This window comes from Enterobacter cloacae complex sp. 2022EL-00788, assembly GCF_026627565.1.
GTDB lineage: Bacteria > Pseudomonadota > Gammaproteobacteria > Enterobacterales > Enterobacteriaceae > Enterobacter > Enterobacter pasteurii.
In genome coordinates this window covers 1-1,403 of sequence record NZ_JAPNMC010000033.1, presented here as the reverse complement: position 1 = coordinate 1,403, position 1,403 = coordinate 1, and the positions used below count along the sequence as shown (strand labels likewise).

Below are 1,403 nucleotides of genomic sequence, written 5' to 3'. Positions count from 1 at the left end.
TCGGTTTGGGAAGTAGCGCTTTATTGGATGCTCAAAGTTCCTGGGGGGATTCCGGTCAAAAGAAAGTTCTAACTGTGGGGGCTTTTGGTCTGGGGCGTGAAATTACTGAATCAGTTCCACTTAATACTATGAGCGAGTCCTACCCCTCATCGTTTATATGGTCGGTAGAGGACGCCAGCTACATGGGTGTCTCAGGAAGTCAGAGCATTACCTCTATCGTAATAGCTCGCGGAGGAAGACCAACTCGCATTCATCAAATCTACACGTTAGGGCGGACTTTCTTCAGTTACCGAACACCTACAGGGTGGCTGTATCAGGAAGCCTACACAACGGGGAACACCACTAAGGCGAGCGATGGCACGCTAAAAGCGGCCTCACCAGTTGCCCGCATAGTAACGAGTCGCGATGCATGCCAGCGCGCTGACGTAGCCGAAGATGGTTTCTCCTGGTGCGGCTGCGGGACAGCAAATACAGAGGCGGAGGGCATAACCCTTTCTCGCCTCGACGTAGGTATTTACGTGCTCGCAGGTTCGGCAGGACTGGCTTCAGAGGGATGGCAGCTACTGCCACCGATGGACCCTGGTGGCATGGGAGAACTTGGCGTGGTTGAAGCTGAGCAGACGGAAAGCGGAGGCCTGACAATCCGTCTTTTCAAGCAAAAATACATCCTGAGCGGTGAAGGTGAGATCATTAAAACCAAAGGTGAACCGATGGACGTACCGGCGAACAGCTGGATCGATGTTCGACTTGATATGCCTGACGATTCCCTGTTTAACCAGCGGATGAGCCAGGAGCCGCAACGTTGATCACTTCCTCTAAGGCGCTGACGCGGACAGCCAGCGCTTTGATTGCCGCCAGCGCATCGAGCATCAGAGGATTGAGGTCAAGCGTCATTTTCCCCGACTCCTCAGCCGAGTGAACATATTGCGGATCTATCTTTTCCAGTTCCTGAGCAATGACGCCGCGGCGAGTCGTTTTGGCTTCATCTGCGAGGTAGTAGAAGGTCTTAAAGTCCATTGCCACTATGTTGGCCAGAGACACTTCTAAATCCAGATCCCCTGTTACTTTTTTAAAGTTAATGTCCGATGTACCCGCAGACTGCAGCTGCGCCCACGGCATTGAGGATTTTGGTGTTTGAGGGTCACTGGTTGTAAGAAAGCGGCTGAATACCGCACTACCGGAAGTGATCCATAACTGCGCAATTCGCTGTCCAGTGTACGAACTCTGGAACCCACAGCCATTCGCAGGAGCCCACAGAGTATTGCCATCGGCATCACTGATGAAGGATGAACTGGCATCTGTGGGCTTATTTTGGAGAGCCGAACCAACCCCAAAATCCCCAACCGAAAGCATGTTGCCTGACGAGCTATAAGCGTTCCTCGTCGCGCTACTTCCTAAACCGA

At 52.5% G+C, this 1,403-nt stretch carries 2 protein-coding genes; one reads left to right on the top strand and one right to left on the bottom strand.

All coding sequences use genetic code 11. The annotated features are described in order from the left end of the window. Positions 1-128: 128 nt before the first annotated feature. Positions 129-806, top strand: a complete 678-nt coding sequence (locus tag OWK27_RS24245) for a phage tail protein (protein WP_072036502.1) — start codon at positions 129-131, stop codon at positions 804-806. On the opposite strand, the gene OWK27_RS24240 is transcribed toward OWK27_RS24245, so the two are convergent. Continuing rightward, positions 772-1,403, bottom strand: a 632-nt coding sequence (locus tag OWK27_RS24240) for a tail fiber domain-containing protein (protein WP_267591367.1), incomplete at its 5' end; no start/stop codon positions are given. The two genes, OWK27_RS24245 and OWK27_RS24240, sit on opposite strands and share 35 nt — an antisense overlap.